This window comes from Pseudoalteromonas lipolytica, from assembly GCF_900116435.1.
Taxonomy (GTDB): Bacteria; Pseudomonadota; Gammaproteobacteria; order Enterobacterales; family Alteromonadaceae; genus Pseudoalteromonas; species Pseudoalteromonas lipolytica.
Genome location: NZ_FPAZ01000004.1, coordinates 257,579 through 283,793 on the forward strand (window position 1 = coordinate 257,579; position 26,215 = coordinate 283,793).

General features: G+C 39.7%; 26 protein-coding genes. 8 read left to right on the forward strand and 18 right to left on the reverse strand.

The features are described from left to right. Positions 1-268 precede the first annotated feature (268 nt). Positions 269-3,265: an immune inhibitor A domain-containing protein gene (locus tag BM378_RS05600; RefSeq protein WP_074988815.1), complete on the forward strand. Its 2,997-nt coding sequence runs from the start codon at positions 269-271 to the stop codon at positions 3,263-3,265. Between the two features lie 54 nt (positions 3,266-3,319). On the opposite strand, the gene BM378_RS05605 is transcribed toward BM378_RS05600, so the two are convergent. From BM378_RS05605 to BM378_RS05630, 6 genes are all read right to left on the reverse strand, one after another. Continuing rightward, positions 3,320-4,327 carry an isocitrate dehydrogenase gene (locus tag BM378_RS05605; RefSeq protein WP_036971995.1) on the reverse strand — a complete coding sequence of 336 codons (1,008 nt, stop codon included), beginning with the start codon at positions 4,325-4,327 and terminating at the stop codon, positions 3,320-3,322. Between the two features lie 215 nt (positions 4,328-4,542). Next, positions 4,543-6,240 (reverse strand): hypothetical protein, encoded by a 1,698-nt coding sequence (locus tag BM378_RS05610; protein ID WP_083202763.1) that lies wholly within the window; start codon positions 6,238-6,240, stop codon positions 4,543-4,545. 6 nt (positions 6,241-6,246) lie between these two features. After that, positions 6,247-6,630, reverse strand: a complete 384-nt coding sequence (locus BM378_RS05615) for a DUF3192 domain-containing protein (protein WP_036971993.1) — start codon at positions 6,628-6,630, stop codon at positions 6,247-6,249. Positions 6,631-6,701: 71 nt separating this feature from the next. Continuing rightward, the gene (gene xni, locus BM378_RS05620; RefSeq protein ID WP_065979039.1) at positions 6,702-7,475 is read right to left on the reverse strand and encodes a flap endonuclease Xni; all 774 of its coding nucleotides are present in this window, start codon (positions 7,473-7,475) and stop codon (positions 6,702-6,704) included. An 11-nt stretch (positions 7,476-7,486) separates the two neighbouring features. Further along, positions 7,487-8,830: a nucleotide 5'-monophosphate nucleosidase PpnN gene (gene ppnN, locus BM378_RS05625; RefSeq protein ID WP_036971989.1), complete on the reverse strand. Its 1,344-nt coding sequence runs from the start codon at positions 8,828-8,830 to the stop codon at positions 7,487-7,489. 74 nt (positions 8,831-8,904) lie between these two features. Further along, complete coding sequence (locus BM378_RS05630) at positions 8,905-10,440, reverse strand: GGDEF domain-containing protein (RefSeq protein ID WP_369678707.1); 1,536 nt, start codon at positions 10,438-10,440, stop codon at positions 8,905-8,907. Positions 10,441-10,643: 203 nt separating this feature from the next. Here BM378_RS05630 and BM378_RS05635 point away from each other — a divergent pair, with 203 nt between their 5' ends. After that, positions 10,644-12,425 carry a M61 family metallopeptidase gene (locus BM378_RS05635; RefSeq protein WP_065979040.1) on the forward strand — a complete coding sequence of 594 codons (1,782 nt, stop codon included), beginning with the start codon at positions 10,644-10,646 and terminating at the stop codon, positions 12,423-12,425. Positions 12,426-12,429: 4 nt separating this feature from the next. Here the strand turns inward: BM378_RS05635 and BM378_RS05640 are convergent, their stop codons facing one another. The 7 genes from BM378_RS05640 to BM378_RS05670 all read right to left on the reverse strand — a co-directional run bounded on the left by BM378_RS05640 (position 12,430) and on the right by BM378_RS05670 (position 17,990). Next, positions 12,430-13,224: a glycosyltransferase family 25 protein gene (locus BM378_RS05640; RefSeq protein WP_065979041.1), complete on the reverse strand. Its 795-nt coding sequence runs from the start codon at positions 13,222-13,224 to the stop codon at positions 12,430-12,432. 75 nt (positions 13,225-13,299) lie between these two features. Beyond that, entirely contained in the window at positions 13,300-13,473 is a 174-nt protein-coding gene (locus tag BM378_RS05645) for a DUF1289 domain-containing protein (RefSeq protein ID WP_083422879.1), read from the reverse strand. Positions 13,474-13,524: 51 nt separating this feature from the next. Beyond that, a complete protein-coding gene (locus BM378_RS05650; RefSeq protein WP_036971979.1) occupies positions 13,525-14,037 on the reverse strand; it encodes a hypothetical protein in 513 nt (170 codons plus the stop codon). A 160-nt stretch (positions 14,038-14,197) separates the two neighbouring features. After that, positions 14,198-14,935 carry a DUF4097 family beta strand repeat-containing protein gene (locus BM378_RS05655; RefSeq protein ID WP_074988776.1) on the reverse strand — a complete coding sequence of 246 codons (738 nt, stop codon included), beginning with the start codon at positions 14,933-14,935 and terminating at the stop codon, positions 14,198-14,200. A 133-nt stretch (positions 14,936-15,068) separates the two neighbouring features. Beyond that, complete coding sequence (gene hisIE / locus BM378_RS05660; protein ID WP_036971977.1) at positions 15,069-15,683, reverse strand: bifunctional phosphoribosyl-AMP cyclohydrolase/phosphoribosyl-ATP diphosphatase HisIE; 615 nt, start codon at positions 15,681-15,683, stop codon at positions 15,069-15,071. Continuing rightward, positions 15,674-16,453, reverse strand: coding sequence for an imidazole glycerol phosphate synthase subunit HisF (gene hisF, locus BM378_RS05665; RefSeq protein ID WP_036971975.1), 780 nt, complete (start codon positions 16,451-16,453; stop codon positions 15,674-15,676). The genes hisIE and hisF overlap by 10 nt, the downstream gene beginning before the upstream one ends. A 436-nt stretch (positions 16,454-16,889) precedes the next feature. Then, a complete protein-coding gene (locus BM378_RS05670; RefSeq protein WP_074988777.1) occupies positions 16,890-17,990 on the reverse strand; it encodes a WYL domain-containing protein in 1,101 nt (366 codons plus the stop codon). An 82-nt stretch (positions 17,991-18,072) separates the two neighbouring features. Here BM378_RS05670 and BM378_RS05675 point away from each other — a divergent pair, with 82 nt between their 5' ends. The 3 genes from BM378_RS05675 to BM378_RS05685 all read left to right on the forward strand — a co-directional run bounded on the left by BM378_RS05675 (position 18,073) and on the right by BM378_RS05685 (position 19,176). After that, positions 18,073-18,369, forward strand: a complete 297-nt coding sequence (locus tag BM378_RS05675; RefSeq protein WP_005492648.1) for a hypothetical protein — start codon at positions 18,073-18,075, stop codon at positions 18,367-18,369. A 102-nt stretch (positions 18,370-18,471) separates the two neighbouring features. Then, a complete protein-coding gene (locus BM378_RS05680; protein WP_074988778.1) occupies positions 18,472-18,891 on the forward strand; it encodes a hypothetical protein in 420 nt (139 codons plus the stop codon). Between the two features lie 51 nt (positions 18,892-18,942). Then, a complete protein-coding gene (locus tag BM378_RS05685) occupies positions 18,943-19,176 on the forward strand; it encodes a hypothetical protein (protein ID WP_005492646.1) in 234 nt (77 codons plus the stop codon). A 246-nt stretch (positions 19,177-19,422) separates the two neighbouring features. Here the strand turns inward: BM378_RS05685 and BM378_RS05690 are convergent, their stop codons facing one another. Together BM378_RS05690 and BM378_RS05695 are read right to left on the reverse strand one after the other, a co-directional pair. Further along, complete coding sequence (locus tag BM378_RS05690) at positions 19,423-19,608, reverse strand: hypothetical protein (protein WP_074988779.1); 186 nt, start codon at positions 19,606-19,608, stop codon at positions 19,423-19,425. Then, the gene (locus BM378_RS05695; protein WP_074988780.1) at positions 19,601-19,957 is read right to left on the reverse strand and encodes a hypothetical protein; all 357 of its coding nucleotides are present in this window, start codon (positions 19,955-19,957) and stop codon (positions 19,601-19,603) included. The genes BM378_RS05690 and BM378_RS05695 overlap by 8 nt, the downstream gene beginning before the upstream one ends. 102 nt (positions 19,958-20,059) lie before the next feature. Between BM378_RS05695 and BM378_RS05700 the strand changes: the two genes are divergently transcribed. The 3 genes from BM378_RS05700 (at position 20,060) to BM378_RS05710 (ending at position 23,736) form a co-directional block, all read left to right on the forward strand. Beyond that, on the forward strand, positions 20,060-20,281 hold the full coding sequence (locus BM378_RS05700) for a hypothetical protein (RefSeq protein ID WP_074988781.1): 222 nt from the start codon (positions 20,060-20,062) through the stop codon (positions 20,279-20,281). Between the two features lie 132 nt (positions 20,282-20,413). Continuing rightward, positions 20,414-22,393, forward strand: coding sequence for a DUF2779 domain-containing protein (locus tag BM378_RS05705; protein ID WP_074988782.1), 1,980 nt, complete (start codon positions 20,414-20,416; stop codon positions 22,391-22,393). Positions 22,394-22,569: 176 nt separating this feature from the next. Next, a complete protein-coding gene (locus BM378_RS05710; RefSeq protein WP_074988783.1) occupies positions 22,570-23,736 on the forward strand; it encodes a hypothetical protein in 1,167 nt (388 codons plus the stop codon). 236 nt (positions 23,737-23,972) lie between these two features. On the opposite strand, the gene BM378_RS05715 is transcribed toward BM378_RS05710, so the two are convergent. The 3 genes from BM378_RS05715 to BM378_RS05725 are packed head-to-tail and all read right to left on the reverse strand — an operon-like array spanning position 23,973 to position 26,159. Next, positions 23,973-24,734 (reverse strand): metallophosphoesterase, encoded by a 762-nt coding sequence (locus BM378_RS05715; protein WP_074988784.1) that lies wholly within the window; start codon positions 24,732-24,734, stop codon positions 23,973-23,975. Continuing rightward, positions 24,731-25,411: a hypothetical protein gene (locus tag BM378_RS05720; protein ID WP_074988785.1), complete on the reverse strand. Its 681-nt coding sequence runs from the start codon at positions 25,409-25,411 to the stop codon at positions 24,731-24,733. The genes BM378_RS05715 and BM378_RS05720 overlap by 4 nt, the downstream gene beginning before the upstream one ends. 22 nt (positions 25,412-25,433) lie before the next feature. Next, positions 25,434-26,159, reverse strand: a complete 726-nt coding sequence (locus BM378_RS05725) for an AAA family ATPase (RefSeq protein ID WP_074988786.1) — start codon at positions 26,157-26,159, stop codon at positions 25,434-25,436. Between the last annotated feature and the right edge of the window lie 56 nt (positions 26,160-26,215).

Below are 26,215 nucleotides of genomic sequence, written 5' to 3' on the forward strand. Positions count from 1 at the left end.
TAAAATTTGTTAGGGTTATTTTTAAGCCTTTTGGAAACTGATGTCAACCGCAAAAGCATCTTTTTGCATTAATTTTTCTTTTTTGATGCGGTAATTTGTATTTATTGCATCTAAATTCATTTTTTGCACGTATATTAAGGTGTAACTATGCATTACATTGTTCGTGTGGCAAGCGTTAAGTGTCTGTAATAAATAACCTAAGGTCATGTTATTTATGCATAACTTAGCTATGATTAGCCATATACGAAACTGGGGTAGGGTATTAATTGTGAGATTTATTAATTATTTAGCAGGCGTGTGTTTGTTGTCGAGCTTTTCGGTGTTTGCAAAGCCTGTAGCGACTCATGATATTGGCTTGATCAATAAAGAACAAATAGTGTATTGGCTGAAAAAACGCGGTGAACTTAATCAGCGCGACGAGCAAGCTGCTTTAGAAGACTACATTGGACAAGTGAATACAGCTCAACGCGTTGCGATTAAACCCAGAGTGTTAGACCCCGCAAAGGTGCACAATAAAGCAGTGCTTGATAATAAGTTCACAAATTTTGTATCGTTAAACCCAACCGATGACAAAACAAACGTTAAAGTATTGGCAATCTTAATCGACTTTCCTGACTTGCCTTACGACAATAATCAACTCACTGCTGAAGATACACCCATGTACTACAGCGATTACAGCCAAGCTCACTATCAACAAATGCTCTTTAATGACACATCGTACCCGGGACCATCGGGTCAATCGTTAAACACGGTTCATCATTATTATCAACAAGCATCAGGTGAAAGCTTTGCATTTACCGGAGATGTTTATGGGTGGGTGAGTGCAGATAAGCCCGCTAAGTTTTACGGTGAGAGAGAAGGTGACATTCGTGATCTAAACGCCCCAGATCTTATATTAGAAGCGGTAGAAAAAGCCGTTGCAACCTTTAATATTAATTTACAAGACTACGATTTAACCGATCTCGATGATATTGATGGTGACGGTATTACCAACGAACCTAATGGGATTATCGATCATGTAATGGTGTTTCACTCTAGTATTGGAGAAGAAGCGGGTGGTGGAGTACTGGGCACCGATGCTATTTGGTCACACCGTTTTTTCGTTACAAACAACGCAAACCAACCCGCTGCTGTTGCTGGCAGTAATGTGAAATTATTTGGCTACACGATTAATCCCATCGATGCGGGAATTGGGGTTGTTGCTCATGAGTTTGGTCACGATCTTGGATTGCCTGATGAATATGACTTAATGGGCAGCGCAATTGGTGAACCTGTTGCGTCTTGGTCTATTATGGCCGGCGGGAGTTGGGCTGGGTCGCCAAGAGGTTCAGCGCCAGTGATGTTTAGTGCGTACGCGCTTGACTACTTGCAAACACGTTACAAAGGAAATTGGCTACATCAAACCGAAATTGACTTAGCCGACGTAAATACAGACTCTGAACATAATTTAAAAGCGTCGAGTAGCTTTAGTTCTGGCGTAAATCAGTTAAAGGTCACCTTACCCGCTAAATTAGAAAGCTTTAAAGCACCGTTACAAGGGCGCTATCAGTATTACTCAGGTAAAGGGAATGAGCTTGTACACAGTTACAAGCAACGCATTACATTACCCTCTACTGCTGGCAGTACCGAGCTTGCGTTGTTATCACATTTTAGCATTGAACAAGACTACGACTATGCACAAATTAAAGTAAATGGTGTTGCACTTGCTAATAGCTATACCAAGGCGATAAACCCACACTATGGTGACATTGGTCCTTATTTAAGTGGCGACTCGCAATTTAAAGATGGCGCAAAGTTGCCGCACGGTCACCTTGATATGCGATTTGATTTGTCTGCTTATGAAGGGCAAACAATCGAGCTTGAAATTACGTATGTCACCGATGTGAACATACACTTTTATGGCATTGTGGTTGACGACTTAATTATCACTCAGGGGAATACCGTTGTATTTAAAGATGATGCAGAGCAATCATCAATCGCTCAACTAGCAGGTTTCTCACGTATTGGTGAGTACGTTTATCAGCAACCAACACATTACTTTTTACAGCTAAGAGATTATGCCGGCATTGACAGTGGCCTCCAGTTTGAGTCTTACTCTCCAGGGGTATTGTTGTGGTATGTTGACCCTGCTGAGCAAAATAACAACACAGCTTCTCACCCAGGTGAAGGCTTTGCACTTGTGGTTGATGCTGACCAAAATACGATTCGTAAGGGCACAACATCAGGCCCTGCCAATACTGATATTCAAGTGCGCGATGCGGCATTTAGTTTGTATGATCAACGCCAGGGCTTGGGAGACGAGCACCTATTAGCAATTAGCTCATTTTCAGATGCTCAAGATTACAGCTTCCCTATTCAGCCTGCGTCGGGGGTTAATGTACCTTCATTGGGCTTCGGTTGGCGCATTGTGTCGCAAGCAACGGATAGCAGTGAAGTGAATGTAGAGCTTAACTATGATGCAACTTCTGGTATTAGTGCCCAACGTAGCGACCGAGATGTGTCGTTTAGTATCAACGGTCTTATTTTAAATGAAACCGATACTTTTCTGTGGTTGTTTGGTGATGGCGAGCAGTCAACGGTGCTCGCGCCAACCCATCAATATGCAGAATATGGCCGCTATACTGTCGTGTTTGAGCGCACGACTGAGTCAGGAGAGGTTACGCGGTTAAACAAAGAAATTATTGTTAGTGAGCCGCTAACACTTAGCCTTTCGGTTACAGCGAATGAAAATGGTTTACTGGTTGCGACAGCGACTGCACAAGGGGGCATTGCACCGTATCAGTATAGCTGGGATTTTGCCGACGGAGGTGCTGCATCAACGGCAACGGTCAGTTATCAATATGCGTTGTCGGGTAGCTTTGATGTGAATGTCACGGTGGTTGATGCCAACATGGAGTCAACATCTTCGCAATTTGCAGTCACTGTGGATGTGCCTTTAAATGCCAGTGCTCGGTTTAATGCACAAGGTTTGAATGTGCAGTTTTCAAGTCAAATAAGTGGTGGTACAGGGCAATATCGCTATCAGTGGGACTTTGCTGATGGCAGTACAAGTACCTCAGCATCGCCGACACACCAATACACAAATGAGGGGACGTACGCAGTCACGTTAACAGTAACAGACACCCAAACGCAGGCTGTAGAACAAACAAGCTTATCAGTCAGGGTTGTTAAAACACAGAGTAATTCGGGATCAAGTGGTGGGGCTATCTGGTGGTTATTACTGATTTTTACCCCGCTGATTATACGCAGGTACGGCAAATTTTAAGCATTAAAAAGCCAGTTAAAAAACTGGCTTTTTTATTAGTTAGCATACAGCTAATTATAGACGTTCAATCACTGCTTGTGTGAAGTCTGTTGTACCGTGGCTGCCGCCAAGGTCACGCGTTGTTCGGTCACCTGTTTTGATAACGTCAGCGACTGCACTGCGAATACGTTCTGCTGTGTCAGCCATACCTAAGTGCTCAAGCATTTGGATTGATGCTAAGATAACTGACGTCGGGTTAGCAAGGTTTTTGCCTGCGATGTCTGGCGCACTACCGTGTACTGCTTCAAAGATAGCGGCATCTTCGCCGATGTTTGCACCTGGAGCCATACCAAGACCACCAACAAGACCAGCACATAAGTCAGATAAAATGTCGCCGAATAAGTTAGTTGTAACGATAACGTCAAACTCATCTGGGGTCATGACTAGTTTCATACATGTTGCGTCAACAATCATCTCTGTTGATTCGATTTGTGGGTAACGTTCTGCTACTTCACGTGCAACTTTCAAGAATAAACCCGATGTTGATTTAAGGATATTTGCTTTATGAACAGCGGTTACTTTTTTACGGCCTTCACGGACTGCAAGTTCGTATGCGAATGTAACAATTTTTTCAGCGCCTTCACGGGTGATTTTTGATAATGCTTCAGCTTCGTTACCGTCTTCAGATACTACTTGACCAAGACCTGAGTACATACCTTGCGTGTTTTCACGAACAGTGATGATATCGATATTATCGTAACGCGCTTTAGTACCCTCAAATGATTTAACTGGGCGTACGTTAGCATAAAGGCCAAATTGTTTACGAAGTGTCACGTTGATAGACGTAAAACCTTCACCTACTGGCGTCGTTAATGGGCCTTTTAAAGTGATCTTGTTACGTGCGATAGTGTCGATTGTTTCTTGCGGAAGCAACTCACCTGTTTTCTCTAGGGCAGCAAGGCCAGCATCAACGAATTCATAATCAAAATCGCAACCTGCGGCATTTAGGATCTCAAGTGCTGAATCAATAATGCTAGGACCAATGCCGTCGCCTTTGATCACTGTGATGGTTTGTTTAGCCATTTACTTTTCCTATTTATGAGTAGATATACACGTAAATACATCGCGAAAATGAGCGCGATTTACTTGTTAGAGGATTTACGTGGATGTGTTTGAAAATTTAAGCGGCTTTTATAGCAATTTATTCAGCTTTTTGCCAGTTTATACTGTGAATACTGACTATAAATAGACGAAAGTTCATATTTTCTTAACGACTTCGAACGTTTTAGCACCATTTTTTAAAAATTATCAGCAAACTCGCATGTACGAAGGTATGAATAAAAATCCGCTTTTGAATGCCAACCGACCGTCGTTAATGTTTCAGCGATAATGTTTTCTTGCCAACTACTAAACATAGCCTTAGGTTGAAATACATAATAACTGAACAATTTTACTGCAATCCAAAGCTTTTCATTCTGTTGTAATTGTTGTTTTTTTAATTGCTCACTGTTAAGTAAATGCTGTGTCCAAGGATTATCGCCGATTAATTGGGTAAGGTATTCGCTCAGGGGAGCCAAATCAAGCGTGTTAATCCCAAACAAGCACGCAAGTGGAGGGCTTACCGTATGCTCTTCTGCGTGTTCAAACACGGTTTTGCGTGACAAACTTGTTGCCTGATTCTCACACAGATACAAGACATAGGCATATAAGGGCAAGGTGACTTGCTCAAATTGCTGAATAGGTGAGTGTTTAAACAGTGCTTGAATAATCCGTACTATGTTTTCAAGGCGTTTGGCTATGTGCGGATATAAAGGGTGCGATGTGGTGGCAACTAAGCGCTGAAACAATACTTTCTGGATAATCGCTGGCGCATTGTCATAGCCCACCATAGATAAGCAATGGCGTAAATCTTTTGCGCGTTGGTGCTCTTTATTATAAGGCTTAACAGCGTACGTAAGCTGGTGAATAAGTTCAGGGTATGGACTCAGTAATTTGTCTAACGCCCGATAACTGTACTCTTTTGCTATTTTAAGTTCGCTGATCAGTGTTAGATACTGTTGCTGGCGACGCTGATTTGCTGGGGGAGGCAGCACAAAATTGATTTTTTCACTAAACCAAACGGTATAAAGCAAGCGTGAATCATTGCAAACACGTTGTTTATCAATAATTGACAAGGGGGCTTTAAATCGATGCCAACGAATTTTTTCAGGTTGAGACACATCAATTAAAATATGCCGATGTTGCTCGTCAGTCGTTAGGTATATTAAGGTTTGCTCGGCATACTTCACTTCGCTTGCGGGAATGTACGGACCGATATGTGCAATAAAGGCTTTAATTGCATTTTGCGCAAACTCATTAGGTGTACGAAGGTAAATATCGGCCAATGCTTTATGCACACTAATATGGCCACCGGACTCTCGGTAGGTAGTATTCATCGCGATGATATTAGCGAGTGCAACAAGGGTTGTCGCACCATCGTAAATCATCACTTTTGGTGCGCTGAGTAAGGCTTGCTTATATTTATTTAAACGCGCTAATAAGTGCTGAATTGAAACCGTATTTGGGCCCGCTGCATGGAGCAATTTTACAGCAAGTTGATGACGACAATGCCACAGTTTTTTGTCTTGCTCGGTCAGTGTTTGCCCTGATGCGAGCTTATTACTTTGTGATTGCACACATAAATAATTAGCAAGACAGCAACTTATAATTTGCTCACTTACTGCTTTATTATAATTGAGGCTATGGCACATTATGCACGCAATGACACACTGGTTAACAACCAGGTTCGTTGTGTAACCATGGGCTGCGACGTATAAGTTAAGTTGTGCCTGCAGACTTTTAGGGTATGTTTGGTATACCAGGTAATAACGCTCAGCAAGATTACTGAGTAATGGGTAAATTTGTGACCATTTGCGTTTTTGATAATACAGGTTAAGTAGCTGATGTGTGCTATCGAATAAGCGTGCCAATTCCCGCGGCGTCACAGTGTCCATCATTGTGTGCTAACTTTCTTGCTGATAACTTTCATAGGCACTGGGCCCCCATAATACAAGTTGGCCATTTTTAAACAGTAAGCCTGTACACTCATCAATCGTGGTTATGCCATCTGATTTAACATGTTGAGTGCGATAAAAAATAATTTGCCATACATTGTCTTCAACGCGTTTTGCATAGGTTAAATCGGGGCTACCTAAATAATCAAGCACGGCATTGAGGTTTTCGGGTTTTTCTATTGAAAGCTTGGCGATGTAGCGTTTGTTGAAGGCTTCACGGTCTTGCCAGATCATGGCTTGCGGATCATCTTTATAAAAAGTGATCACTAGGGCTGCTATAAGTGCGTAAACACCTAACCCTAATACCAGATATTGGAAAACCTTTTTAATCATGTGTAACTCTATAAAACAAACACGAATTTTCAGTATACGCGCAGTTGATAAACTGTGCTACGAGATTGCGACTAATTGAGCCTTAACTGCTTTAAACTAAAGCCTAAGTTTATATCTGTTCGTAACATTACTAAATTTCTAGAGATAATCAGCTTATCCATATCAGCGGTTAACTTTCGTTTTAAAGTGGCATTGAGTGCGTCGTCCATCATGGCCGCTTCAATCGACTCATAGTCATTAATTAATTGCTCAGCCGATTTATTACCAATTCCTTTAACGCCCGGTATGTCATTGGTTTTATCACCTGCAAGTGCCCAAAAGTCAACAAGGCGGTGCTGGGGGACATTAAACCGCTGTTTAATGTCTTGATGCTCAATATAGTGTTTTTTAAAGTAATCGAATATGGCGATATGCGCTGATAAAAACGGTAAAAAGCCTTTATCGGTAGACACAATAGTGGACGAGACATTATTAGATGCTGCTTTGTAGGCAAGCGTGGCAATGATATCGTCTGCTTCGTCGTTCTCAGGTGAGAACACCACGATACCGGTCTCTTCGATAGCGTGTTTAAAACGCGCTAAATTGTTTTTTAGAGTATCAGGCATGGGGGAACGCGTGCTTTTGTAAGCAGCGTAGTAATGATATCGCCAGCTTTTATCGCCATCAAACACCGCAATTGCATGGGTGGCGTTGCATTGACTTAGTAATTTTTTACAAGCATGTGCCACGCGGGCACAGCTTGCTTTAATCATATGCTCTTCACTGTGATGACTCTGATTACTATCAACGGCATAGATGCGCCGAATAAGGTTTAACGCATCTATTAAAAGTAATTGGGTGGTCACATGTTCTCCAGTTATGCTTTGATTTCATAGCAAGGGATATACTTGCTGCCAGGTAACTTCATACGACCTTGCTCAACAAAAGCGGCAAGCAGTTTATCCATATCGGCCATTAATGCAGGCTCGCCACTGAGTACAAAGCGGCCGTACTGTTTAATCGCCTGTAAGCCTTCATCTTTTACATTGCCAGCAACAATACCCGAAAATGCGCGTCGTAGATTAGCTGCAAGTTGTTGAGTAGGTTGATCTAAATGTAAATCTAAGCTTGCCATATTAGCATGTGTCGGCGCGAACGGCTGCTGAAAATCGTTATCAATTTTTAATGTCCAGTTAAAGTAGTAGGCATCACCTTGGCTTTTACGGTATTCGCGTACGTCTGCCATTTTAGCTTTAAGGGTTCTGCCAACACGTTCAGGGTCATCAATTATGACGTCAAATTTATCAAGGGCTTTTTTGCCGAGTGTGTTTTCAACAAATTTACAAAGCTCAATAAAGTAGTTTTCACTTTGTTTAGGCCCTGTAAGAATAACGGGTAAACATTGCTTCTCGTTTTCAGGGTGCAATAAGATGCCTAATAAATAGAGCAACTCTTCAGCAGTGCCCGCGCCGCCAGGGAAAATAATAATACCATGCGCAGAACGTACAAAAGCCTCTAAACGTTTTTCGATGTCAGGCAGTATAACCAGCTCATTCACGATAGGGTTAGGTGGCTCAGCTGCAATGATACTAGGCTCCGTTAAGCCTAAATATCGGTTGTCGGTAATACGCTGTTTTGCATGGCCAATGGTCGCCCCTTTCATGGGGCCTTTCATTGCACCTGGGCCGCAACCAGTGCAAATATTTAAACCACGTAAGCCTAACTCGTAACCCACCTGTTTGGTGTATTTATATTCGACTTCGTTAATAGAGTGGCCTCCCCAGCATACAATCATACTAGGATCGCTATTAACTCTGAGTGCTCCTGCGTTTCTGAGCATGTCGAATACCATATGGGTAATGGCCTTTTGCTCTGTTAGATCTTTTTCGTATTTTTGGCAAATAAACAGGATGTCACGGATCACTGAGAAAATATGTTCGTGAATACCCGTGATTATTTCGCCATCGACAAACGCGGATTCTGGTGGATTCTCTAATTCAATTTTAATACCGCGCTCACGGCTTAATAAGCGAATGTCGAAATTTTCATATTTGTCGTAAATTTCAGAACTTGAGTCTGTGTGGCTACCCACATTGAGAACAGCGAGCACGCAGTTCCTAAATAATTTATAACGCTCGCTGGTGGATGATTGTTCGAGTAGATCAACTTCTAGTTGTGATAGTAAATCCAGTACACCGGTAGGATTCAGTTGTTTTAACATAAGCACTCTCCTAGCTCGTCAATGAGCCTGTCTAATATGTATTAAAGACCCTAAGTAAGGTATACATGAGGTCTTTATTTGCTAATGCAAACTCTATTTCGTCCTTCATTTTTAGCTGTATAAAGCGCTTCATCAGCTCGGTCAAAGGCAATCAATTGCGTATCGCCTTTTTTAAGTTGAGTCGCGCCAATTGAAATCGTAATTTCAACTTGCGTATCTTTAAATTTGAATGGGATACTTTGAATTGTTTTTCGTAGTTTTTCTAAGGGGGCTACGGCTTTTTCAAGTGGCATACCAGTCATTAAAAGTACAAACTCTTCACCGCCGTAACGGGCTATAAAGTCAGACTTTCTAACTGATTTTTGCAGCGCTTTGGCGATCACCTGAAGTGTTTTATCGCCTGCACTGTGGCCATATCTGTCGTTGATTGATTTAAAATGATCGACATCAATAACGACTAAAGTAAGCTCAGAACCTTGCGATAAAAACAACTGGAATTCATGTTCAAAGCGCTCATCAAATGCGGCACGGTTCGGAAGTTTCGTTAAGCCATCAAGCAAACTTTTAAAACGTTGTTCGTTTAAACGTTGCTTATAAGTTGTCAGTTTACTCTCTAGACTACTTACCCGATTATTAATGTCTTTAAAGCTTGCAAGTAAGTTTTCACGCTCAGCGTGTTCAAGTTTTTCTTTGGTGATTAAATCATCGCTCAATGATTTGAGCTCTTCTTCCACTAATTCTTTAAGCGCCGAAATTGATGTTGCTTGTTGAGTTTGCTGATTAAGATTTTTAATTTTTCTTTCGATACTTTTATTAAGTGAATCGTATTCTGCACTCAGTGACTCAGAGTGTTTAGTGGTTGATACAATAGAATGATGCAGATCTTCAATTGTCTGATTTAACGAAATTAAAAAGCTCTGCGCCGACTGGCGTTCTTTACTTATATTTTGTGAAATAATGGTAATAATGCCAATCGCAGCATCAAGTAGCTCATCAACGCTGTCGTTGCGCGTAATTTGGTTTCTGATATTTTTTATTTGTTCAGCACTTTCGTCTTCAAATAACAGTCCATTAGCCAATGTCATTAGCTCAGAGGCAAGCTCGGGTTTAATTAAAGCTTCGCCGGTATCACTTTCAGCTAGCTTTGCTTGCAGGGCTTGGTGATAAATAACAACCAGCTTGGATAAAATGGGCACAAAATCATGGTTCGATTGAATATTGTCAAGCTCACGGTCAAGCAAGTTGCGCAGCGAGCGGCGCGCATCATCAGGTAACCCTTTTACTTTTTGTAACTGCTTGCCTGCATCTAATACGCTTTTATTAAGATCGCGCTGCAAGGCAATTTGTTTTGCTTCTTGGTGTTTGAGTAAACCGAGTACATCGTCAATAAAGGGGGCTAGTAGGTTAAAATCAACGCCTTTTTTTAGAGCACTTCGGTATTTAGCAAGGCGGTTATCAAGCTCCATGTCTAGTCCTTTACAGCTCAGCGATAACTTCGCCGCAAACTGTGAAAGTACTTCAACTTGATGTTTGCGCGCATCCTCGACAACCATCCTTGCGTCGATCGCTTGCTTTAACTTTTTATTAAGAACATCATGCTGTTGCTGCACTTACTTACACCGCCATCAAGTTTTATATTTATGTACCTTAAGTCTACAACAATTTATTGTGAAATGTAGGTGATAAGTCAAAAACTTAACTATTTTGTCTATCAGGCTTATTGCTACGGCAGTTTATCGGTTTTTAATTCACATTTTATATCTCAGTTGATAGGCTAATTCGCAATTATCGATAGTAATAAAAAAGAGTTGTTATGAAAAAGTTTTTGGCTATGTCAATTTTGGCCGCATGCTCTAGCAGTGTGTTTGCAGATGTAAACTATTCACTGGCGATCACTGAACCTGAACATCATCTAGGTAATGTTAGTGTGGAGTTTCCTGAGACAGCCCAAGCGCATTTAGACGTAAAACTTCCGGCATGGCGTACTGGACGCTACGAAATTTTAAACCTTGCGAATGGGGTACGTTTTTTCGATGCGAAAGATGATGATGGTAAGCCGTTAAAATGGGAAAAAATTGACCACAGCACATGGCGTGTTCATTTAAATGAGCCAACACACGTAAATATTGATTATCAAGTCTATGCCAATGAACTAGGTAAACGCGCGCGTCACATCGATGACAGCCATGCGTTTATTGATGCATCGGGCTTTTTCATGTTCAGTGAATCATTTCGCCAAGACCCTGTGACGGTAAAGCTTGATGTGCCTAAAGCATGGCGCTCTGTTTCGGGTATGGAAAATGCAGGTTCAAAACACAGTTTTAAAGCGGCTGATTACGATATTTTGGTCGACTCGCCAATTGAAACAGGCATTAACGAGTTACATAAATTCACGGTGGATGGCCGAGACTACGAGCTGGTTATTTGGGGCGACGGTAACTACGACGTTGAGCAAATGCTAACGGACCTTAAAAAACTAGTGGCTACAGGTAATGTAATTTGGGATAGCTATCCGTATGAGCGTTATGTATTTATGGTACATGCAACGTCTGGTGCAGGGGGAGCTACAGAGCATTTAAATTCAACAATTATTCAGCGCCCACGTGACCGTTTTGGCTCTCGTAAAGACTACTTAGCGTTCATTAGTACTGCTGCCCATGAGTTTATTCATACATGGAATGTAAAGGCGTATCGTCCGAAAGGAATCGCTCCTTACGATTACACAAATATTAACTACGCGAAAACACTGTGGATTGCAGAGGGTTCTACAAGTTACTTTGAAGATCATTTGTTAGTGCGTTCTGGTATTGCAAAAACGGATGAGTTTTTTGATACCCTAACTAAAACTATTAACCGCCACTTGCAAACCCCAGGTCGTGAAGTACAAAGCGCCGCTGAAACCAGCTTTGATAAGTGGATCAATCAAGGTGGTGACCATGCTCGCAACTACAGCACTAATATCTACCTTGAAGGCTCGTTAATTTCAATGGCACTTGATATCGACTTGCTAGAGAAAAGTGATGGCAAAATCAGTTATCGTGATGTGCACCGTGCGCTTTACAATAAGCATCGTTTGCCAGATGGTTTTACACCTGATGATGTCAAAGCCATTTTAAAAGAGCTAACGGGTCGTGATTACAGCGCATGGTGGCAAGCTAATGTGGATGAGCCAGCAGCCATTGATTTTGATGCCTTACTAGCAAAAGTTGGCTTAGGTTTGACTCGCCCAGAAGGCGCAAAATCAGTACCGAGTATTGATTCATTCGCTAAAAATAGCGGTGAGTTACTAACACTTACACATGTTCGTCGTGGTGGTGCAGCATGGCAAGCAGGTTTAACAACAGACGATAAAATCGTTGCCTTCAACAAAAAGCATGTTGGCAAAGATTTAAAAGCAAGCTTAGAAACGTTTAAAGCGGGCGACACAGTGACTGTTGACTTTATCCGCCGTGATGCGCTGCAAAGCACAACGCTCACACTTGGCGAAGACTTCGATAAAGAGAAAAAAGTAACAGCATTAAAAGATGCTACACCTGCTCAAATGGCGTTGTTTAAAGCATGGATGGGTGTTGACCACCCAAACCAAGCTAAGTAAACATTTAATGATTTTTGATTGGTAAGAGAGGAGCTGCGGCTCCTTTCTTTTTGTCGGGCGTTTGTTGGGCTTTTACAAACTGTTTGGTGTATTTTGCGTTTAAAATTGCACTGTGGAGCTGTTGCTTTTTACGTCGCCAAAATGACTTTTTAACCTGACAAGACCTATCACGAATATCGCTTTGCGCACTGTCAGGCTGTGTAACAGGGTAAGGCAGGAGTGAATAGCCATAAACGCCAGTTTCCCACACGTGTTGCAAATCGCAGTCTACAGGGCGCGCAAATGTGTCTGTGGCCTTAAGCAGTGCTTTAGCCCCCGCTAAGCTAATAGCCGTTGCGCAGCAGCCAGACATGAGTTTTTTATGAATTGCTAAGTGCTGACCATCTGCAAGCGGTTTTGCGTATGCAATGTCACGATTGCGATTTTTATACGCGGCCAATTTAATGAGTTGCCATGGCTGTTTTAAGTGATTGATGTTCTCGATAGCACTGTGAATTGAGCGGTCGAGCACAAAATCATCTTCTAAAATAATGGCGTAGTCGAGTTGCCTATCTACGATTGTTTGCCATGCTTTTCGATGACTCAGGTAACAGCCTATTTCACCTCGACTTAAAGGTTTGTGGTACTTTTTAAGGTTTAAACGGGCATTGTAATGCTTGGCGATATCTGCGTCTGTTAATGTTTTACCATCGACAGCATCAATGCGCTCAAATGCTAAGTTCTGTGCATTAAGCTCATCGCTTACGCGGTTTAGACGCTCTATTGAGCTTGCTAAGTTAATTACAAAAATAGGGGGCATTATGCTTACCTGATGAGTCGTTTTAATCAGGCTAACAAGCTTTAATGACGCTTGGGTGTCAGCATTATTTCGTTTTTATGTCAGGACGAGGGTATTTAAAATCGCACACTTTTCTTTTTCAGATAAAATGATCCAATCAAAAATTTCATCATTCGTTCGGCCACACCCAGTGCAGTAGCCATTAAGTCGATGGCATTGCCCAATGCAGTCAGTTTTATATGTGGATTTTGGCTTTTTAGAGTCTGTCATGCGAGTTAAATGTTAAGGCCACAACAATGTGACCTTAATGCATTCGATAGGTTATTTACCTGCAACAGGCTTACCAATTTCAAGAGTGGTTGACCAAGGCTGTTTTCGCGATAATGTTTTACCCGAATGAATAGAAATAACGGGGGTATTTTCATCAAGCACAAACGTTGTACGCAGTGATTCTGCAGACTCTTTTTGGGTTTGATGCCAGTTTTTATCTGCTAAACAGGCTTGGGTAAAATTGACTGCTCGAGTATGATCTGCAACCGCTTGCTGTTGTTGCGCATAGTTACCTACACAACGATACGTGACATTGTCATTATCAAGCGCTGTAATTTGGCAGTTGTCGGAAATTAGGTTGTATTTTGCAGTCCATGTTTCCATGTATTTTGTGTTCACACGGCTGCGTTTTAAGCCTTCAAAGCGATTGTCGTATGCGCCTAAAAGTGCATTAATCTTCTCGCAAGGTGTCAAATTATCTATGGCGGCTTGTTGCTCGGTCGTAAGGCCAGTACAACCTGTTAAAACAAGGCCAAAAAGTAAGGCGGCGAGTGGCTTTTTCATATCAGGCTATCCTTTTAAATAGCAGTTCCTTTAACGTTTCCTAAAGGATACCTAAGCCCTTGTAAAAATGCTAATAAAGATTTATTGGTGGGGGTTTTGTGATGACAAATTGCCCCATAAAATAAGGGCAATTGAATAACATTATTATACATACGCTTATTTATAACGTTGTTTTACCAGAAACATTCGTTACGTTAACTGAACCTGAGCCATCGCTAAGTAGTTCAAAGTTAGCAGCTTTATCAACACGAATGCTGCCAGAACCGTCTGAAATAACCACATCACCTGCGATATCGTTTAAGTCGATGCCACCAGAGCCGTCGTGAACATTTATATTACCTTGGGTGTGTGCGACATCAATGTTGCCAGAACCATCGTGAATTTTAATATCACGACTGACGTTTCTTACGTTAATGCTGCCAGAGCCATCATTGATTTCAAGTGTGCCTTGAATGTCGATTGCCTCAATGGAACCTGAACCATCGTTGATCACGGTGTTAGCAGCTTTGCGAATAATAATTTCGCCAGAGCCGTCGTGCACGTTGACATTAAATGAACGTGGAATACTGACGGTTAAATCAATGCGTGTTTGTTTATTCGTGTGGTAGTCACATTGGCCAGCAGAAAGCTCTGCATTACTGCCTTTAGCCTCAAGTCCTAAGCAGTATTCATCGTGAGGTTGATCTTGGTAAATTTCAGCTTTTACGGTTACTTCATCAGTGTCACTGCCTGTTATGTGTAAAAAACCTGAACCGGCTTCTACTTTTAGAGCGTTTAGTGATTTTGCGTTTAGTGTCAGGTTTTTAGTGTTTTGTAGAGGCATATCGCCCCACGCGAATGTTTGCGCTGATAACAAACCTGCGGCAATGAGTGATAACGTTTTAACTGTGCTCAACATGACTTTCCCTTTTATATGTATGGTGTTGTTAGCTTAGTCGTAAACGTGGAGGAGAAAGGTTTAAATGGGTTTAAAATTTTTTATGTAATAGCTTAAGATGCGCCATTTTTAGCGGCATCTTAAGCTTTTAATGTTACTTATGGCGGCCTTGTAAACAGCTCACGACATCAGCCAGTGAAAGGCCTTGACGCTGTAACAACACGGTTAAGTGATACAGTAAGTCAGCCGATTCATTGGTTAATTCATCGTTGTCATGCTTCATGGCTGCCAGTGCTACTTCAACACCTTCCTCACCGACTTTTTGGCAACTACGGCTTAAGTCTTTTGAAAATAAAGACGCTGTGTAGCTTTTACTTGGGTCATCGTCTTTGCGTGAAACAATCACTTGTTCAAGTTCAGCTAAAAAAGCTAGGCTGGGTTTAGCGTCATCACCAAAGCAGCTTTGCGTGCCTAAATGACAGGTTGGTCCTAATGGGTTTGCGAGTACTAAAATGGAATCGTAATCACAATCAGTGTGAACAGAGACGACTTCAAGGTAGTTTTCTGATGTTTCGCCTTTGGTCCACAAGCGCTGCTTTGAACGTGAGTAAAAGGTCACTTTTTGCTTGTCGAAGGTGGCGGCTAAGGCGTCCGCATTCATAAAACCTTGCATCAAAATAATCCCAGAGCGTGCGTCTTGCACAATGGCTGGGATCAATTCGCTTTTGGCAAAATCGACTTGAGTAAGGTTATCTTTGGTTAATTGCATAGTCGTGCCGCTATATTATTATCGATTAAAAATTGTTTTAGTTCGCCAATGTTAATGACGTTCTTATGAAATACGCTGGCAGCAAGTGCACCGTCAACGTGGCTTTGCTGAAATACATCAACAAAGTCTTGCATTGTGCCGGCACCACCTGATGCAATTAGCGGAATGTCGCATAATGCGCGCATTTTAGAAAGCTGAACATTGTCGTAACCTTTACGCACACCATCTTGGTTCATGCAGTTTAACACGATTTCACCTGCGCCTAGGTCTTGCACACGCTTGACCCATTCTTCGGTTTTGTATCGTGTACGGCTTGATGCATTAGGGTCACCCGTTAATTGGTACACTAAATATTCGCCAGTGGTTTCATCGTAAAAGCTATCAATGCCGACAACCACACATTGTTTACCAAACTCATCGTGTAATTCTTTGATAAGTTCAGGGCGTGCAATGGCAGGGCTGTTGATACTGATTTTATCTGCGCCGCGCTCTAGCACACGCGCTGCATCGGCAACTGATTTAATGCCACCAGCCACACAAAATGGAATATCAATATGGCGGGCAATACTCTCAACCCAATTTACATCAAGTAGGCGTTTTTCGACACTGGCGCTAATCTCATAAAACACCAGTTCATCAGCACCTGCATCGCTGTATGCTTTTGCAAGTGTTAAAATATCACCAACCACTTCGTGGCCTTTAAACTTAACGCCTTTTACGACTTGGCCGTCTTTGACATCTAAGCAAGGAATTATGCGTTTTGATAACATAGTGTCACCATTATTTTAATCTCTTGATATTTAAGGGGTATTTCTTTTTCGGTTTTTGATTTTGATTTAAAATGGATACACATAGGCTACACTTAACATATTATTTATCTAATAATGTTTGAATAACAATTCAACGTCGCATTGCTGAAATCGTCACATTTATTGAGTTTGACTAGGAATATAACGCATAAGAAGCAGTTAGTTAATACATAAGTGTAATAACTGTTATCATTATTCTTAATAACAAAACTCAGCTAATTATAAGGGGAGTGGGCTTATGTTTTCTCGACGGTTTGAATCCTTAAGTCAGTAAATCTTTAGGCTAGTTATTTCTGGCTGACAGATGTACCTTCGCAATTAAAAGTTGATAGTTCTTAAATTCACGAAAGTGTAGATTCGAATCAAGTAATAATTGTTCAAAAAATTCAAGTTAAGACTAATTTCTAGTCATGGCTTTCGGGCTAGCAGATACTATTAATTCAGAGTTGGTTTGGACAGTGTAGGCTTGCACTAAGCTAGCGGCTCTTCGCAGCATTTCTCGTCGCAAGAATTCAGGCTCCAAAACAACGATGGAATCTGAAAATCCACTTAAATAATTTGCAATAAAGAAAGGATCTGGCTCTTTTCTATTGAAGTGAATTGGAAAACTTAACTCCATTTCAATTAGCCAACAGTCATCAGTCTTTAATTTAGTAAAAGTCGCTTTATCAGCTATAGAGGTGGCTTCAAAATTACTTTTAACCCATGTATGGCAAATAGCTGAGATCTTTTCTCTTGTTTCATATTCTGTTTTTTTGACTTCAATAAACTGCTCTTTTGACGCAGTTAAATCATGCAATTTGCCTATTTCAAAATATCTCGTCGTATTAGTATTATGCTCATGAGCCAGTACTTTTAAGTGTTGGTTTAACAGTACAATTCTTTGAGGCGATAAGATTAATTCTTTTGCATCAAAACTCTTGTGAATTGATTGGTAATTAGCAGAAAAGCACTGTTCTTCAAATGTACAATCAAATACAAACTGCCAAGCTTTTCTTTCTTCAATTGTGGCTGACTCGTGATCTAATACGCTATGCATGTCATAACCCATCGGATTGAAATCTATTTTAGACAAATATTTTGTAAGCTCTGAATGGTCTAATACTTCTTCAGCTCTTTTGAATTCAGTTTGTAACGCTGAAAAAATATGAGGAGGAATTAGCTCCGGCAGATATTCTTTAATAAACGCAAATGCAAACGCTCTTTCTTCTGACATTTCAAACTGTTCAACAGCATCATCTTTGTCTTTTTGTGAGGTCCAGTAATATAAATAAGCATTTCCCTTTTTTACTCTACAGAGTCCTTCTCCTTCATCATCTAGTATAGAAGTAATAATTCGAGATGCGTTTTTCTTGAAAGAATCAAAAGAGTCTTGGCTTTCTTTTCTAAAGCTAGACAGTCGGTTTTCAATTAAATCTTTTATTTTAATTGCCTTATCTTCACCGACACCAATGCTTCGCACGATCGCGTTTCTAAATTCTGAATTCGATGACTTCATACAAGTGAGCAAACTCTATAGGACAAGTGTTGTCTCGATATTCTTTTAAAATGCCACTAATGTCAATCGAGGAGTAACTTTTATGCTGTCTGAACAACTATTAAATGTCATGAAAATGTTTTGTGAACCCTCGCTTTATCAAGACTTTTCAACGAGTACAGAAATTACAAATGTGATTAATCAACTTTCATTAGGGCAACTAAATACTAATAGAGAAAAGTACGTTATTTCATGCCTGATTCTCTCAGTTCAAGAAGCTTTAGAATCAAGTATACAAAAAGCAGCTGACTCAGCAGTCATGTCTGACCTGACGAAACTGGTCGATGAACTTAAACAATTTCAATCAACATTACTCTCTGAAGAAAGGGTGATGCACTAATGAAAACTTCCAATCAAGACCTTATTAGATTATTTCACATTAAACGATGTGGACACACCCAGATTGACAATGATTAACATTTAAATATTTAGGAGTGCTTTTATGCAGTATCAACCAAAAGAAGTCTATATTGGGGGCTTTAACCCTGTTTATGAGTGTGTTCAAAACGGCTTTTTCCTAATTGGTGCGGGTAAACTTGGCGTTATGTTTTCTATTGTAGTGATGAGAGGAGATATTCTATTTTGGGTTAGTGCTTTTATCGGAACCATTACACTGCTGAGAGCAAAGCGCTGGTATGATAAATGGCAGGATCGAGAGCTTCGAATCAAGTGTATCGATATTAACTATATCGAAAGATTAAGTGACGAAACTGCGCCTAAATACAAAAAACAACAAGCCATCACAGCTATAACGAATAGAGCTTCGAAAGTATGGTGGAGTTATTTGCTTTTCTTTACTCCTCATATTACTTTATTAGGCTTTTGTTGGTGGCTGCTTGATGCTTGGGGAGCTAAAGGGTAGTAGCATTTTCTCTTTTGCTGAGAAAATACTCAAATAACGATAGGGTGAATTATGGCGAATCTATTAATTATAGAGTTTAGTGAAGAGGCGACTGAAAATTACTTAAGACTAGTAAGTCGAAAATCTGAAGCCGAAGTTGAAATGGATATGGAGCCATCTGGTGTTAAGCTAGAAATTGATATTGGACCTGCACATTACGGTTATGAGGCTGAAGTTGCAGGTAAGTCTATAGGTGAAGTCTTTGTGAAGCTTGAACATACAGGTTCACCTAAATTAAAATCATAAGATTTCCCACTTTTGGGTAGCAAAATTCCGGCAGGCTTGGCCTGCTCCCGAACCTAGTTTTTGGCCAGTTGGGTTAGTCACTGAATAAGTAAATTTTCTGCATGTTTGGTATAAAATACCTCGTTTAGAATCTTCAAAGTAATCTTCTACATTCACGTTAAATACGTAGCATGTATCTATGTTCGTCCAAATATATTCTTGATCTGGTTCGCCTGATTGGAAAACTCTTGAGAGCTGTTCGAAATCCTAATGCCCAAAAGCTTCATATTGGTCTATTTTGCCGTCGAGATTGTCATCAATGGCGCCATTTACTGGGCCTCTGTTGTATTGTTTAACCTTGCTATATACATCGGCAGGTAAGCCACAGTTAGAGTTGGTAATTGCACAGCCAGAAATGTTTAGAGCAAGTAATATATAGAGGCATTTATGCATCCTTTTCCTCCTGAAATACTACTATGTTTAACCCTTTCTGAATCAAAAACAGTTCAAACTGAGTAACTAAATAGTGATAAATTTGAGACAAGCTACCAACAGCGGCTATTGATTCAACGAAGTTTGAGTCGTTTCCTGAAATGTCATGTATTTCTGCTTGTGCTCTAAAGAATAGATAAGATTTTTGACTTTTAGCCTTATCAATTTGAATATCTGAAATAGCTAACCTGTAACTTAAATCTTCAGAGAATAAGACTCCTGTTTGGGCTATTAACAGATAAGCTGAAGCAACCGTGCTTGGCTCAATGCTAATTAAAAAGTGTTCTTCATTAAATGTTTCGCGATTCATTGATTCACTCATTTATAATTTAACTGTTTAAATAAGCCTACGGAAAAGTTAGGACGCTTTTTGTCCCAATAGCCAGCTAATCTTTTGTTTTGGGAGGTCGCTATGACTAATTTAGAGTTATGTTTAATTTGGGCTGGAGATCACGTAATTCACAGTAAAGTTGAATACGATTTTCATATAGAACAAATCAAACTTTCACTATTAGATAAACAAACAGATAACGAATACAGTTTTCTCTTTTTGACTTCTGCCTGTGAAGCATTCGAGATCAAAAATGACTTACCACGACGGATTCATGAAGTGTATTCAAATGCATGGGGCTGAATGCCACATATAACTTTATGAAGAAGTTGTAGTTTCACTGTAAATATTCAAATTTTTATGGTTAATTGGGACGTTGCGTGTCCTAAGCTAAAAGTACACTTATGGAAAGACTTGATTTAAGGAAGTATAAAAATGAGCCAACCAAGGTATTTGACCAAATCACGATTTAAGTTAGCTACTGAGTGTCCAACTAAACTGTTTTATACGGGCAAAAAAGAATACTTGGATAACAAGCTTGATGACCCTTTTCTTGCCTCATTAGCTGATGGCGGTTTTCAGGTGGGTGAATTAGCTAAGTGCTATTACCCTGAAGGTCATGACATTACTTCTTTAGATTATGAAGAATCGGTTCAACAAACTAATGGGCTGTTAAAGCAGGACAACGTCATCATTTTTGAGCCTGCTATTCGCTTTGGCAACTTATTTGTTCGTGTTGATATTTTAGTTAAACAAGGCAATGAATATCAGCTCATTGAAGTTAAAGCCAAGTCATATTCGGCTAAAAAAGATAAAGACTTTTTAAACAAATCTGGAAAGTTAGATTCAAAGTGGAAGCCATACATTTTAGACGTGGCGTTTCAAAAATACGTTTTAAAACAGACAATACCCAGTGCGATTGTCAGCAGCTATTTGATGGTAGTTGATAAAGATACACCTTGCCCGGTAGATGGTTTAAATCAGAAGTTTAAATTAACTCGTGATGACAGGAATAGACGCGGTGTGTCTGTTTCTAATTCGTTATCTGCCTCGGACTTATTGGTTAAAATTCTCAAAAAGGTAAATACCGACAAAGCGGTTCAAATTGCTTATGAAACCGAATTACAAACGGGTATGCCAGCAGAAGGTTTCATCCCTAATATCGAAGTGCTAGCTGAACAGTACGCTAATGATGAAAAGGTGATGCCAGTTATCGGCTCAAAGTGTAAAAGTTGTGAGTTCAAATGCTCGGAAGAAGATGAGGCGAATGGCTTTAAAAATGGATTTAAGGAATGTTGGAAAGAACAACTTCATTGGAGTGACGAAGATTTTAATGAACCAACAGTATTAAGCATCTCTAACTATAGAGGTTCAAATCGCTGTATAGAAAATGGCAAAGTAAAGCTAAAAGACCTTTCGCCAGAGGATATCAATTATGAAGAATCATCAAACCCAGCGCTTACATTAAAAGAAAGGCAGTGGCTTCAAATAGAAAAAGTGCAAGGCAAGGATTCTAGTGTTTATTTCGACGTTGATAGCATGCGAAATGAAATGGCATCTTGGACTTACCCTCTTCATTTTATCGACTTTGAAACCTGTGCCGTGGCGATACCATTTTATAAAGGGATGTCGCCATACGAAGGCATAGCCTTCCAGTTTTCTCATCATATCTTGCACGAAGATGGACGAGTGGATCATGCGGGCCAATTTCTTAGCTCACAGGTTGGAGAGTTCCCGAACTTCAATTTCGTAAGAGAGTTAAAAGCTCAATTAGAAAAAGACAACGGCACTATTTTCAGATATTCCAACCATGAGAATGCCTACCTCAATATGGTTTATCAGCAATTAAAACTATCGGCTGAAGTGGATAAAGACGAGCTTTGCGATTTCATTAAGTCAATCACTAAGTCTTCTAATAACAGCAAAGACAATTGGCTTGGTGATAGAAATATGGTTGACCAATGGGAGCTGGTGAAAAAGTATTATTATGATCCTGCCACAGGTGGCTCAAACTCTATTAAGGCTGTACTGCCAGCCATTTTAAATAGTTCTCAATTTTTACAAGAAAAATACGAACAGCCTATTTATGGGACCAAGGAATTACCAAGCCTAAATTTTAAGAACAAAGCTTGGATTGAATTCGATGACAATGGAAAAGTAAAAGATCCGTATAAGTCATTGCCAAAAATGTTCACAGAAGCATCTGAGCATGACATAGAGCTGCTATCAGAATCCGATGAACTAAATAATGGTGGCCTAGCATTAACTGCATACGCTCGGCTCCAGTTCACTGAGATGTCTGATTATGAAAGAAAAGAACTTGAACGCGGACTATTGATGTATTGTGAGCTAGACACATTGGCAATGGTGATGATCCAAGAGGCTTGGAGGGAGATGATTAATGAAAACAAATAGAGTCAGAAAGAAGATACTGGCTTAACTATAAAACCGTGGCCAATATTAGTTGACCACTACAGTAACGTTTACCAACTAGTTAGATGTGTATAGTATGGGATATTGTATGTCCTATTAGCTTTGTACTATGCAGACAAATAGATTAGTTAGCCAACACAAGTTGGCAGGAAGTAATAATGAATAAAAAAGAGTACTTAAATCAACCTGTGGTAAAAGAGTTTACATCTTACCTTTCTAATTTAATTGATGGGAACGAGTATTTTAAGCATGAGTATTATTGGTATGATGAAAAAAAAGACATATATTTCGATTCTTTTCTAGATGCATTATATAAATATGAATGGCCATTTAGGTATACAGATCGATTTATTAACGAAGTTAAAACTGGCAAATCGTTACATGATAATAAAACTTGCTTAGAAAGCTTTAGCAAAGGTTTGGTTTCAGCTATAGGCAATGGAGATCTTAAAGCATGCCAAAATTATTGTTTAATGATTTTAGATTGGGGAGGCGTCCTCTATCAGAATGAAGATAAAATATTATCTTTAGGCTCTATACTTCCAGAGTATCTAGCATGTTGCATAAGACTGTTTAATGGTCCAGATATTACTTGTAATGATAAATATAAAGTATCTGTTAATGGTGAATCCATTGATGTAATCATGAATGCAGGGTTTACAAAAATATATTCGCTAATCTGTTCGAGTTTTATTATTTATGATGGTCGAGTAGGCGGGGCGCTGGGATACCTAGAAACGAATTTTTATAAAAAAACAGGTAATGCACAAAGTAAATTATTAAGCTTTCATTATGGCTCTGCGAGAGGCAAACAAATTCGTAACCCGTCAGTAAATAATTTTAAATTCTCAATTCTTTCAGCTGGCAATGTTCATACTAGAGATAACTTAAAGGCCAACTGGCTTTTGGCTGAGGCACTTGAAAATCAAACTAGCTTGAAAGGTGATAAGGCTACGTTAATACGAGATATTGAGTGTGCACTATTTATGATCGGATATGATTTTCCTGAATTAAAACCCAAAGATGAAAGTAAAGACAAGGTAGAGAACTATAGTACTCGCTCAAGCTCTAAAGATTCAAAAGTAACAGCAGATTTAGTTAGAACATTTGCGTTACAACTCATTAAGGAAGGATTAAAAACACGAGCATCTATTGAGTTTACTTCCAGTGACATTAAAAAGGAGCTAGGTGGCGACTTAACTGCAATATGTAGCGCTCTAAAAAAGCCAACGTTCTTCTACCAATCTGGAGTTACTCTTGAAATAATTGACACTCCCCCTTCCGGCTTAGGAAAAGTAACCTATAGGGCCAAAAAGGCAGCTTAAATATTAGGATTCCCCCATGCAATAACGCAATTTATAAAATGAGTAAATTCAAGTTGGGACAATGTTTGTCCCATTTTTTATTGTTCTGTATTGGTTTTACAAATCGAGGTTAACGACATGTCTAAAAAAATTAATACTTTTATTGCACTTTTAGCAGGTTATTTGATGAAGAAGATACGTACTGGATTTCTGTATTCACAATCTATCTAATTTTTATTCAATTAGCAGTTACTAAATCAAATCTCAACAACGTAACCACAATCGAAATTATAGTTTTCTAGACTGGAGTAACCGCGTTGATTTGAAATTATTCTCGTATCAGCAATTTGATAGTTTACATTGTGATGAGTGTGACCATGTGCCCATATATCAATTCTATCTGTATATTTTTTAATAAACTCTTCTAAATTAGAAGAGAATGCGGCCGAAAGTAGGTCGCTTTGGTATTGCGTTGGTGTTGATTGAGGAGAAGGTGCGTGATGTGTAATCACAATATTTCTACCTGTATTGCTATTTTTTAATTCGTTTTCAATGAAATTTAATGAATTATCAAAAAACGCGATGGTATCGGATACCTTAAGTTTTCTGTATTTACCGTTATCGTTTATTGTAATGTGCTGAAAGTCGTTCATTTTAGCACTCGCATCAAATATGCATTCTTGTTTATTCGACTCACCAAAGAGTTTGAAATCGGTCCATAGGGTAGAGCCTATAAATGTAACGCCACCTATTTCGACACTATCGTTGATTAATACATGAACATTTGAGTTTTTAGATTGTTCTTTTAGTTTTCTATTAATCGATTGGATATTTGAACCATAATATTCATGATTCCCCGGAATGTAGACTACCGGCAACTCAAAGAAATCTTTAGCCCACTGTATGCCATGGTGTTTTGAGTGTATATCACCCGCTAAAATGACCACGTCTGCGTCAATTTTAGGTGGGGTCCAAACCTCAAATTCATTATGAATGTCTGAAAATAATGCCAACTTCATAGTATAATTCCTTTAATTAGTTCTGCTGTGCTATTAATAAGAAGAGGATCTAGTGTAAATATTGCTGTAAACCAATAGGTTGCAAGTAATGAAAGTAGGTAATTAAATACATTTGCAAGCTTTCTATCAGATAATGTTGCCTCAGAGGTTATTTGGGCAAACACAGCTGTCACAAACCAAAGAGCAAAATGGTAGCCATGCACCTCAAGGTTGAAGACATTAAACTCCCAATAATATGCCGTTCCCAAGGCCAATAGAGAAATGCTACTCAAGAATTGAGTAGTGGCTACAATATCCGGTGATTTTTGCAAATCACCATTGTCGTCTATTTCTCCCAACAAATGCATAGATGAGGCAGTCAATATAAGTAAAAAGTATAGCGCAAGTGCCAACCAGCTTGGCCAATCCCAGTGCGAAGCAGCCCAATAAACACCAGAGATAATAATCGCTAAACCTAATAAATTAGGTACTAGGGCTAGAGCAAAGAAAAGTGTAAGGCCTGATCCAACTAAAAGAACTGGATCAGCACCTAAACCTGTTAATAGCATGACAGCAGCAACAAATAACTTTCCAGCGATTGATAGACCCATGAAGCCATTAATTGCCACAGCACCGATTATGTTTCCAGCGGCAGCCCCTGCGTTTTCTAGCTGATTAATTTCTCTGTTGTATTTCATCCTGACTCCTAGTCAAACCTTATTACATCAATACAACATAGAGGTTGTGGTGTTTCATAGTTAATGCGGACAAATCGTGAACGGCACAAAGAATTGAAGACTCATTTTCTTTAAACACGTCGTCATAACCATCCAAGTCACTGATGTAGGGAAAATAAGAATCAAGAAATTCCTTTAACGACTTCACATGTTCTGCTGCATTGAGGTGTGGGGCATGAATATCAAAATCTTCATCGTCTAAAATCAAAACGGAAGCAGGTAACGCTTCTTCTCGTGAAATTGTGTCAAAACCTTCAAGTCTTGATACTGGTTCATATTTATCAAACATGGCTTTAAGATCATTTTCACGAATGAACTTTCCAGTTTCTTGATTACGCTCGTGACACGTTTTTAAAATGAAGTATTCCTTGTTTTTAAATATAAACTCAATCGCATGAAATTCTGCGTTAGGGTAATGTTTAAAAATCTTTTGCCGATTTGCTTTAGTAAGATTGGTAAGATCCCACACAATGTTTTTGTATTTTTTTGACTCTTGATCCGACTTAAAAAACAAAGATCTTTGCTCGCGGCGGATAGGGTGGTTGAACTCGAGTTCAAAGAACTCTTTGTAAGTTAAATTATTGTCGTGAATTATTTTTTCTACGATGTCATCCGAAGATACGACATAATCAAACTTACTCCGTTGAACAAAGGTCGATTTACCTGTGCATGCCGGGCCAATTAGAACTGTTACTTGTTGTTTAGTCATTTATAAATTTCCTCTTTAAGTTTCTAATTAGTAGCTTACCTTAGGTAGCTGATACA

Excerpts from the sequence above, each read along its gene's own strand:
- BM378_RS05605 (WP_036971995.1), bottom strand. The coding sequence starts at position 4,327 with ATGGCTAAACAAACCATCACAGTGATCAAAGGCGACGGCATTGGTCCT.
- BM378_RS05610 (WP_083202763.1), bottom strand. The coding sequence starts at position 6,240 with ATGATGGACACTGTGACGCCGCGGGAATTGGCACGCTTATTCGATAGC.
- BM378_RS05615 (WP_036971993.1), bottom strand. The coding sequence starts at position 6,630 with ATGATTAAAAAGGTTTTCCAATATCTGGTATTAGGGTTAGGTGTTTAC.
- ppnN (WP_036971989.1), bottom strand. The coding sequence starts at position 8,830 with ATGTTAAAACAACTGAATCCTACCGGTGTACTGGATTTACTATCACAA.
- BM378_RS05635 (WP_065979040.1), top strand. The coding sequence starts at position 10,644 with ATGAAAAAGTTTTTGGCTATGTCAATTTTGGCCGCATGCTCTAGCAGT.
- BM378_RS05640 (WP_065979041.1), bottom strand. The coding sequence starts at position 13,224 with ATGCCCCCTATTTTTGTAATTAACTTAGCAAGCTCAATAGAGCGTCTA.
- BM378_RS05645 (WP_083422879.1), bottom strand. The coding sequence starts at position 13,473 with ATGACAGACTCTAAAAAGCCAAAATCCACATATAAAACTGACTGCATT.
- BM378_RS05650 (WP_036971979.1), bottom strand. The coding sequence starts at position 14,037 with ATGAAAAAGCCACTCGCCGCCTTACTTTTTGGCCTTGTTTTAACAGGT.
- BM378_RS05655 (WP_074988776.1), bottom strand. The coding sequence starts at position 14,935 with ATGTTGAGCACAGTTAAAACGTTATCACTCATTGCCGCAGGTTTGTTA.
- hisIE (WP_036971977.1), bottom strand. The coding sequence starts at position 15,683 with ATGCAATTAACCAAAGATAACCTTACTCAAGTCGATTTTGCCAAAAGC.
- hisF (WP_036971975.1), bottom strand. The coding sequence starts at position 16,453 with ATGTTATCAAAACGCATAATTCCTTGCTTAGATGTCAAAGACGGCCAA.
- BM378_RS05670 (WP_074988777.1), bottom strand. The coding sequence starts at position 17,990 with ATGAAGTCATCGAATTCAGAATTTAGAAACGCGATCGTGCGAAGCATT.
- BM378_RS05675 (WP_005492648.1), top strand. The coding sequence starts at position 18,073 with ATGCTGTCTGAACAACTATTAAATGTCATGAAAATGTTTTGTGAACCC.
- BM378_RS05680 (WP_074988778.1), top strand. The coding sequence starts at position 18,472 with ATGCAGTATCAACCAAAAGAAGTCTATATTGGGGGCTTTAACCCTGTT.
- BM378_RS05685 (WP_005492646.1), top strand. The coding sequence starts at position 18,943 with ATGGCGAATCTATTAATTATAGAGTTTAGTGAAGAGGCGACTGAAAAT.
- BM378_RS05690 (WP_074988779.1), bottom strand. The coding sequence starts at position 19,608 with ATGCATAAATGCCTCTATATATTACTTGCTCTAAACATTTCTGGCTGT.
- BM378_RS05695 (WP_074988780.1), bottom strand. The coding sequence starts at position 19,957 with ATGAATCGCGAAACATTTAATGAAGAACACTTTTTAATTAGCATTGAG.
- BM378_RS05700 (WP_074988781.1), top strand. The coding sequence starts at position 20,060 with ATGACTAATTTAGAGTTATGTTTAATTTGGGCTGGAGATCACGTAATT.
- BM378_RS05705 (WP_074988782.1), top strand. The coding sequence starts at position 20,414 with ATGAGCCAACCAAGGTATTTGACCAAATCACGATTTAAGTTAGCTACT.
- BM378_RS05710 (WP_074988783.1), top strand. The coding sequence starts at position 22,570 with ATGAATAAAAAAGAGTACTTAAATCAACCTGTGGTAAAAGAGTTTACA.
- BM378_RS05715 (WP_074988784.1), bottom strand. The coding sequence starts at position 24,734 with ATGAAGTTGGCATTATTTTCAGACATTCATAATGAATTTGAGGTTTGG.
- BM378_RS05720 (WP_074988785.1), bottom strand. The coding sequence starts at position 25,411 with ATGAAATACAACAGAGAAATTAATCAGCTAGAAAACGCAGGGGCTGCC.
- BM378_RS05725 (WP_074988786.1), bottom strand. The coding sequence starts at position 26,159 with ATGACTAAACAACAAGTAACAGTTCTAATTGGCCCGGCATGCACAGGT.